This is a genomic window from Chroococcidiopsis sp. (genome assembly GCF_051657925.1).
Taxonomy (GTDB): Bacteria; Cyanobacteriota; Cyanobacteriia; order Cyanobacteriales; family Chroococcidiopsidaceae; genus Chroococcidiopsis.
Genome location: NZ_JBOFLP010000146.1, coordinates 1 through 6,367, shown reverse-complemented (window position 1 = coordinate 6,367; position 6,367 = coordinate 1). Strand labels below are relative to the sequence as shown.

Genomic DNA, 6,367 nt, shown 5'->3' with positions numbered 1-6,367 from the left:
ACGCGGTAGAAGTTAGCTCAAAACAGACACTAGCTAGCACGAATTACAATCGCGAAGCTAAATTATTGCTACCTTCAGATCGCAGCGATCGTCACGCAACCAATCATACTTCCATAGAACCTGAAACCGATTTAGCGACAACTCCTAGAGTCGAGATACTGGAAGCAGCAAGTGGCGACCCGATGGCGCAAGTCACATCTGTATCGCAGCTATCAGATGTCCAACCTACTGACTGGGCATTTCAAGCGTTACAGTCATTGGTAGAGCGCTATGGTTGTATTGCCGGATATCCAGACAGCACCTATCGAGGCAACCGTGCTTTAACGAGATATGAATTTGCGGCTGGTTTGAATGCCTGTTTGGACAGAATTAACGAACTCATTGCTACAGCATCGGCAGATACCGTTAAGAAGGAAGATGCCGATACGCTGCAAAAATTGCAGACAGAATTTGCCGCTGAATTGTCTGCTTTGCGCGGTCGCGTGGATGCTTTAGAAGCAGCGACAGCAGAACTAGAAGCCAATCAATTCTCGACTACGACGAAATTAAGCGCTCTAGTTTGGGCTAACGCCACGGGAGCCTTTGCCGATGGTGACGTACAATTTGAATCAGTCGATCTCTTTCCGCCAGCTGCATTTGGCGGCGTTGTCGCTAGACGAGGGGGAAGAGATGCAGTCACAGGTAGACCAGTTGTACAAGAACTTACAGACGATCCAGAAATTACTTTCAGCGATCTGATCTGGTTGAATTTCGATACTTCCTTCAATGGTAGGGATAGCCTCAAGGTGCGGCTAGTTGCAGGTAATGCCGACTCTCCCGCCAACCAATTCACCTCAGCAGGACTGTACAACACCTACGGCGTACCCTTTTTTGACCAAACTGCGGGGATTCAAGGGTTGGGTAACGATGTCGTTATCCACGAATTGTATTACAGTTTTCCCGTGGGGAATAATCTTGAAATTGCTTTTGGTCCCCGGATTAACTGGTATCGCCTATTTGACTACAACGCTTTTACCTTCATCCTCACGGGTGCGAATAGTTTTAACTCCAATGGCGGTACGCTAGTCAATGCGATCGACCGAGGATCGGGGGCGGTTATAACTTGGAAGCCTAGCAAGCAATTGCAATTGACCGCAGGATACATTGGAGAAAATACAGAATTTCTTTCTAGTACGATCGCACCTGGATTTAACACCTCTAGCGATCCGAGATTTGGCTTATTTGGTGGTACGTACACGGCAACAGCTGAAGTCACTTACTCGCCCAGCCAAAATTTCAATTTGAGGCTGCTATACAATCGGACGCGGATTCAAGCAATTGGCGGAGTCATTGGTGGTGCAGCAGGAGAGCCAATTTACGGAATTGCAGATAATGGTAGTTCTGCGGTATTCGACCCAGTGACAGGACTCGTTGCTGATGGTGGTTTGGATGCTGGTTTGGCTGATACCTATGGAGTTAATTTTGATTGGTTGCTAACTCCTGGTATCGGTTTATTCGGACGTTACACCTATGCCAAGACAAATCTAGTGCCTGGTGATGGAGAAATTGAAGCCCAAGCAATGCAAGCTGGTGTTGCTTTTCCCGATTTAGGTAAGGAGGGGGCGCTATTAACTATCTCTTATGTCAGACCGTTTGCCATCTTGGATGGACGCGATTTTCTCGTTGCTGGCGGCGGAAATGGTGGCGTGCAGTACGAGTTTGAAGCGAATTATTATTTTCCACTCACAGATAATATAGCTTTAGTACCAGCGTTTTATCTGATTGCCAATCCAAATAACTTTAGCGATAACCCAACGATCTATGTAGGTAACTTAAGAGCGCAGTTTAGCTTTTAAGCGATCGCTTCATCAATTGCTGTTATCAACTTGAAGGTGCAAACAAGAAATTTTATCGGCTAAGATCGAACCAATTGTCATACCCGTGTGAACCTCTAATTCAGCATTGGGTAAAGCTTCAAACAAAAGCCGTTGTCCTGGAAAAACTGCCCGTTCAAAATAGTAACTGGTAAGATCGACAATGCGAATCACCTGAATTTCGCTGGTTGCATTAACGTAGCAGCATAGTATAGGAATCTCTCGATCGGCTGGTGGAGAGCTAATTATTTTCGTCATAATCATACAATAATGAGTCTTGGATCGATGCTCCAACTATACATGCTTGACTCAGATCTACCCCAGCTAGTTCTACTAACTTTAATTGTGCGTAACGTAAATCTGTTCCGGTCAGATTAGCACCACTGAGATTGGCTCCAGTTAAATTCGTTAGTCGCAAATCTGCTCTATTTAATAAAGTGTCACGTAGATCTACACTGCTCAAATTGGCTTTGATGAGAATTGCTCTACTCAGGATGGCTTTATACAAAGTCGCATTGCTAAGGTCAGTTCTCCAGAGTGTAGCGCCAGATAAGTTTGCCTCGCTGAGCTTGACTCCTTTTAAGTTGGCTCCATTCAGGTTGGCTCCAGCTAACTCTGCTCTGCTCAAGATGGCTCCACTCAAGTCGATTTCACTCAAATCGACTCCGCGCAAGTTAAAACAACTAAAATCTCTTTTGCCGGCAGCATAAAGCTCTAGTAGAGTATCAACATTCATAGATTCGGCATTCATAAATACGCCAGAGTTACGCACGGAAGTTGAAGATCTCGATCCCCCTAGCCCACGGACACTTTACTCAAGTCGGGAAACCCGCCCACATAAGTGTCCTCCCCTTTTTAAGGGGGCTTTAAATTCCCCCTTAAAAAGGGGATTGGGGGATCTCCTCCATCTTTTTACCGCGCTTCCGAGATATATTGGGTTTGAAAGAGCAGTACTAGCTGGTACCACTCCCCCATTTAGAACGTTTTACATCCGGCGCAGGTTGAGTAGCTCTTGGGGAGAAGCAAGCATATCAATTGCTACGAAGAAAATTTTGCCTTGAGGATTGATCAAAAACCGCCAAGCAATATTCATCCCAACGTTGACACCGAACCAAGGAGTTTGGACGACACCTGTGACTTTTAATTGTTTGGAGCCATCTGGTTGCACCTCACAGATACCTTGTTTTGGCATCATGTTTAACCCTTGTGCTTCTTCGCGCATGTATTTCGCGATCGCCTCATGACCGACAATTGGCTTTTGAAATGGGGGTTGTAAAGCACCATCAGCAGTAAACAAAGCAATAGCAGCGGCGAAATTGTCTGCGTTCATTGCTTCGACATACTGCAACACCGCAGGCTCGTCAATTCCTTCAATCTTGACATTGGTGGTGACGGGTTCGGTGCGTTCAAATACTGGTTCTGTACTCTTTCGAGAACTGCTGGGAGCCAAGTCGGATGTATCGAATCCCATGTCTACGACTGTGTTGCGCAGAACTGTGATCTGCTGACCTGGATCGAGTTTCTGGGTTGCTTCTAGGACGACTTTGACACCAGGAGACATTTGATAGCCAGTTGGAATTGGAGCGACGATCCCCTGTTTCATCAACTCTCCTAACTCGTACCAAAAAGCTAGCTTGGTATTCACGCTGAAGAAACCATAGGAACGGTTGATCGGAGTGTCAATGCGATTAGCAAGGTCGCGCATGACTTTGGTTTGCTCTTCAGGTGACATTTGTTTGATTTGGGTGAGCAATCCTTCCGCCAGTTGTAAACGAGCCGCGCCTGGAGCTGCGGGGGTGATTGTCCGACCCATTTCCGTGTAAGCATACCAAAGGTACGCGAGGCGATCGTCAACGCTCAGTTGGTCGAACAGCGCTATAGTGGCTGGAATTGGACTGGGGATTTGAGTTCCAGAGAAGATATTTTGTGCCGACTCGATAGTATAAGTCACGATCGGAAACTCCAGATTGCTTTGTATTAGTCAATTTTGAGATTTAATGGAAAATGCTAAAGCTGGGGCTTTAGCACGTACCCACTTGGTTACGTAAATAAATGTAACAAAGTAGTTAAATTTTGTAAAGAAATTTATCGATTTCGATCGCTTTGCCGCTCGATCCAGTAGATGGCATGCGCTATTAGGTAGTTTAATCGAGCAAGCGATCGCGCAGTCGCACACCATGTTACACAGTAGCGGCTAGTCCAAGTGCTGCCTGCAAGCTAAATAATTCTGAGAAAACGTTGCATAACTTTACAATGCTTGTTACATTACCATTTAGTTAAAAAATGCATTAATTGGATAAACGTATATGAAATCTAACGTTCGGGATGATTTGATGAGCTTTTTACGCGACGAATTGTCGGTTTCAGAAGCAGCGATCGCGTTAGCCTTAAAGAAGGGAGAACAGGAACTAAACTTTCTGCCGATGGTACTTTGGCAATACGGATTTATTACCTTGCCACAACTAAACCGCGTGTTCGATTGGTTAGAAATGGTGTAGGATCTATTCACGCTGTAACTCGTGTAACTTCACGTCAGCTATTGTCTTGAGTAGCAATATAAAGTTATGGCTTATGATACAGCCTTATCTGGCAAAAATTTCGATTTTTCCGGTTAAATCGCTTGCTAGCATCACTTTGTCTCAAGTCAGTGTATTGGCAAGTGGCGCACTCCAGCACGATCGCGAGTATGCCTTATTTGACCAAAAGGGACGATTTGTGAATGGTAAGCGCAATGCTAAGATTCATTTGCTGCGATCGCAATTCGATGCAAATTGTCAACAGCTATCGTTACAAGTCCAAGAAACAGATGAGAGTGTGACTTTTCACTTGGATCGAGAGCGTTCGGAGTTAGAAGCTTGGTTAAGCAATTATTTTGGTTTACCTCTCAACATTAAGCAAAATAATTTCACAGGGTTTCCAGATGATACTAATGCTTCTGGACCTACAATAATCAGTGCAGCTACGCTTGCAGAAGTTGCCTCCTGGTTTCCTGACATAAGTGTTGAGGAAATGAGGAATCGGATACGAGCAAATATAGAAATTGATGGCGTACCTCCATTTTGGGAAGACCGATTATTTACCAAAGTAGGGAATAGTATCCAGTTTCAAATTGGACAAGTTGTATTTGCTGGGATTAATCCTTGTGCGAGATGTATTGTACCCACAAGAGATTCAAAAACAGCAGTAGCAACAGAGAATTTTCAGAAAGTCTTTGTTTCTAAACGTAAAGAAACCCTGCCAGATTGGACAACTTCAGAGAGATTCGACCACTTTTATCGGTTAAGTATCAATACAAAAATTCCATCGTCAGAAATAGGAAAAATCTTAAGAATTGGCGATCCAGTTTTAATCTAGAATCTAATAAATAGGGTGGGCAATGCCTACCTTACGATTCAGAATTAAAATAGGGCGAATATAATTCGCAACTACACAGGCAAAGTTAAAAAGCAAAGCATTGGGCGAATATAATTCGCGGCTACACAGGCGGACTTCGCCTGCGCGGACTAAAAGTTTATTGCGTCTAATTTTGCTTTGGTAGTAATTAGATTAACGTATTCGCTCTTACCATCAGTATAAGCCTCGCGATCGCCTGGAAATTTTTGTGCTAAATCTCGCTTTAGTTGTGCGTAGCGTGTTGCTTCTTCTGGGTGGCTACAGAGATAATTGCGAAAATACAATCTTTCCCATAATGCGTGTCCAGCAATCGCCATATGAATGTGGTGGGTACGCTTACCATCAGGCGATCGCTTAATCAACATCATATGCCCTGGAGGGCGATCGCTACGCCATAGATATTCATATCCTGCATCTACTAACTTGGGTAAGGCTTCTTGTTGGGCGCGATCGAAGCTGGGAATTTCCGCTAATATATCGATTATGGGCTTAGCAGGCATTCCAGGGATAGCCGTACTGCCAAAGTGTTCGATTCGGAGGATCGAAGCTTCTCCCAGCAGATTTCGTAGGTAAATAGCTTCTTGCTCGAATAACTCTACCCATTTGCGATCGTATTCCACGATAACAATATCATCCATACCTTTAAATTTTCCTCACTCCTCACTCCTCACTCCTCAATTCGCATCCCTACAACTGCCACAAAGCGGCTACCATATAATTTCTATGGTCTGCTAGATGTATCTCTAATAGAGAAGGGCAAGCAGAGGCATTCTATAGTAAGAATGGCTACCGCAGGAGTCCGAAAATTATTGTCATGTCGCAACGACTCGGCTCTAGAACAGATTCATGGACATTTTAGCGAAGAATAGCACATTTCCAAGCTATTAAATATAAAACTATAATTCTAGTTTTTAAATTATGACCAAAACCACAGATTTTTTAAGTCACCTTAACCCCAGTCAGCGTACATCTGTAGAGCATTTTTGCGGTCCCTTGCTAGTGGTTGCGGGTGCGGGTTCTGGTAAAACGAGAGCATTAACTTATCGGATTGCAAATCTGATTCTCAAACACCGTGTCGATCCTCATAATATCTTAGCCGTGACTTTTACTAATAAAGCAGC

Annotated in this window: 8 protein-coding genes; 4 read left to right on the top strand and 4 right to left on the bottom strand. The window is 44.2% G+C overall.

Annotation, left to right across the window (positions count from 1 at the left end):
* Nucleotides 1-1,835: iron uptake porin (locus ACRC32_RS11235; RefSeq protein ID WP_438554037.1), on the top strand; the 1,835-nt coding region annotated here is incomplete at its 5' end.
* A gap of 12 nt (nt 1,836-1,847) precedes the next feature.
* On the opposite strand, the gene ACRC32_RS11230 is transcribed toward ACRC32_RS11235, so the two are convergent.
* The 3 genes from ACRC32_RS11230 to ACRC32_RS11220 form a co-directional block, all read right to left on the bottom strand.
* A complete protein-coding gene (locus ACRC32_RS11230) occupies nt 1,848-2,111 on the bottom strand; it encodes a DUF1830 domain-containing protein (protein ID WP_438554036.1) in 264 nt (87 codons plus the stop codon).
* The gene (locus ACRC32_RS11225) at nt 2,095-2,604 is read right to left on the bottom strand and encodes a pentapeptide repeat-containing protein (protein WP_438554035.1); all 510 of its coding nucleotides are present in this window, start codon (nt 2,602-2,604) and stop codon (nt 2,095-2,097) included. Before ACRC32_RS11225 ends, ACRC32_RS11230 begins: the two co-directional genes overlap by 17 nt.
* Before the next feature lie 234 nt (nt 2,605-2,838).
* Nucleotides 2,839-3,804 carry an orange carotenoid protein N-terminal domain-containing protein gene (locus ACRC32_RS11220; RefSeq protein WP_438554034.1) on the bottom strand — a complete coding sequence of 322 codons (966 nt, stop codon included), beginning with the start codon at nt 3,802-3,804 and terminating at the stop codon, nt 2,839-2,841.
* Nucleotides 3,805-4,159: 355 nt separating this feature from the next.
* Between ACRC32_RS11220 and ACRC32_RS11215 the strand changes: the two genes are divergently transcribed.
* Together ACRC32_RS11215 and ACRC32_RS11210 are read left to right on the top strand one after the other, a co-directional pair.
* Nucleotides 4,160-4,351 carry a DUF2949 domain-containing protein gene (locus tag ACRC32_RS11215; RefSeq protein WP_015157358.1) on the top strand — a complete coding sequence of 64 codons (192 nt, stop codon included), beginning with the start codon at nt 4,160-4,162 and terminating at the stop codon, nt 4,349-4,351.
* A 73-nt stretch (nt 4,352-4,424) separates the two neighbouring features.
* Entirely contained in the window at nt 4,425-5,207 is a 783-nt protein-coding gene (locus ACRC32_RS11210) for an MOSC domain-containing protein (RefSeq protein WP_438554033.1), read from the top strand.
* A gap of 149 nt (nt 5,208-5,356) precedes the next feature.
* Here ACRC32_RS11210 and ACRC32_RS11205 read toward each other — a convergent pair whose 3' ends face one another.
* Nucleotides 5,357-5,884 carry a GrpB family protein gene (locus ACRC32_RS11205; protein ID WP_438554032.1) on the bottom strand — a complete coding sequence of 176 codons (528 nt, stop codon included), beginning with the start codon at nt 5,882-5,884 and terminating at the stop codon, nt 5,357-5,359.
* Nucleotides 5,885-6,164: 280 nt separating this feature from the next.
* On the opposite strand from ACRC32_RS11205, the gene ACRC32_RS11200 reads away from it, so the two are divergent.
* On the top strand, nt 6,165-6,367 hold a 203-nt coding region (locus ACRC32_RS11200; RefSeq protein WP_438554031.1), incomplete at its 3' end, for a UvrD-helicase domain-containing protein.

Coding starts and splice junctions, on each gene's coding strand:
- ACRC32_RS11215 (WP_015157358.1), top strand. CDS start 4,160: ATGAAATCTAACGTTCGGGATGATTTGATGAGCTTTTTACGCGACGAA.
- ACRC32_RS11225 (WP_438554035.1), bottom strand. CDS start 2,604: ATGAATGCCGAATCTATGAATGTTGATACTCTACTAGAGCTTTATGCT.
- ACRC32_RS11205 (WP_438554032.1), bottom strand. CDS start 5,884: ATGGATGATATTGTTATCGTGGAATACGATCGCAAATGGGTAGAGTTA.
- ACRC32_RS11230 (WP_438554036.1), bottom strand. CDS start 2,111: ATGACGAAAATAATTAGCTCTCCACCAGCCGATCGAGAGATTCCTATA.
- ACRC32_RS11210 (WP_438554033.1), top strand. CDS start 4,425: ATGATACAGCCTTATCTGGCAAAAATTTCGATTTTTCCGGTTAAATCG.